The organism is Nitrosophilus sp. (assembly GCF_982775275.1).
The window spans coordinates 1-1436 of record NZ_CEXZHP010000282.1 but is presented as its reverse complement, the minus strand read 5'-3'; the positions used below and the strand labels follow the sequence as shown (position 1 = coordinate 1436).

Below are 1436 nucleotides of genomic sequence, written 5' to 3'. Positions count from 1 at the left end.
CGTTGCTTGTGACTGATGTAGATGGGAATTTGGAAGATGATTTGCATTTTCAGCTTGATCAGATTGAAAAAGTGTTTCGTGAGAACGGATGTAGTGAATTTCGGCGTGCAAAAGATGAAAAAGAGGCTGCCGATATCTGGTTTGCACGCCGTAATGCAAGCCCTGCGCTTTCTGTGTATGGAAGTAAAAAACTCAATGAAGATGTAACAGTCCCGCGTGCTGTTTTACCGGAGCTTTTAGAGAAGTTTTATGCCATTGCAAAAAAATACAATATTGCAATACCATGTTTTGGACATACGGGTGATGGAAATGTGCATACAAACGTTATGGTTGATGGAAGTAATCCTCATGAGGTAAAGATTGCCTATAAGGCTATAGAGGAGGTGTTTCAAGCAACTGTTGATTTGGGGGGAACACTCTCCGGTGAGCATGGTATAGGTTTGGCAAAAGCTCCCTATATGTCGATGGCATTTACCCCTGAGGAGATGGAACTTTTCCGCTCTATAAAGATGGCGTTTGATCCAAACAATATTCTCAATCCTGCAAAAATGGGTCTTGTCTAAATTGTAAGAGAGGGGTGGAAGATGATGCGTACAAAGGAAAAAATATACAAACTTTACAGACACGCAAGATTTTTCATCCGTACATTTGTCGATAAGGAGCTAACGCTTTTTGCGGCAAGTTTAAGTTTTTATACTATTTTTTCTATTATTCCCCTTTTGCTTATTATAATGACACTGCTTACTTCTCTTCCCTCATTTTCGGAGTATTACCTCAAAATACAGGAGTTTATATTTTCCAATTTGATGCCGGTAAATTCGGAAGTTGTGATGGATCAGATAAACGGATTTTTAGCAAACTCCTCCAAGATGGGGATGGTGGGTTTTGTTGCTATTTTAGTCTCTTCACTTCTGTTTTTTAAAAATTTTGAGTATATAGCCAACAAGATTTTTCATGCAAAACCCCGCACCCTTTGGGAGAGTATTACAACCTACTGGACCATGATAACACTTACCCCAATAGCTTTGGGTATCTCCTTTTATATGACGGGGTATGTTGCTCAAGTGATTGCAAGCAACGAGTGGACATCAGGATTGAATCTTTTCCCGTTTATTCCCTATTTTATCATCTGGGGGCTGTTCTTTTTGCTTTTTCAAATCGCCGCAAATGTAACAATAAACCCCAAAGCATCTGCATTAAGTTCTTTTATAGTTGCAGTGATTTTTAGTGTGAGTAAAAATGGATTTATCTACTATGTGTTTTATAACAAATCATACGCCACAATGTATGGCTCTTTTTCTATTTTGCTTTTTTTGTTTTTATGGATTTATGCTTCATGGATTATTTTTATTTACGGCTTAAAGTTATGCTACATTATAGATAAGGTATATAAAAAGAAAAAGGGTGTAAAGGAATAGAAATGCACCCAAAGAGCG

2 protein-coding genes are annotated in these 1436 nt (G+C 37.7%); both read left to right on the top strand.

The window, feature by feature from the left end; genetic code table 11:
• On the top strand, window positions 1-563 hold a 563-nt coding region (locus AC30RD_RS09260; RefSeq protein ID WP_489494249.1), incomplete at its 5' end, for an FAD-linked oxidase C-terminal domain-containing protein.
• 21 nt (window positions 564-584) lie between these two features.
• Complete coding sequence (locus AC30RD_RS09255) at window positions 585-1418, top strand: YihY family inner membrane protein (protein ID WP_489494247.1); 834 nt, start codon at window positions 585-587, stop codon at window positions 1416-1418.
• Window positions 1419-1436: the final 18 nt, after the last annotated feature.

Bases quoted from the DNA above. Each gene is read 5' to 3' on its own strand.
- AC30RD_RS09255 (WP_489494247.1), top strand. From the start codon at position 585: ATGATGCGTACAAAGGAAAAAATATACAAACTTTACAGACACGCAAGA.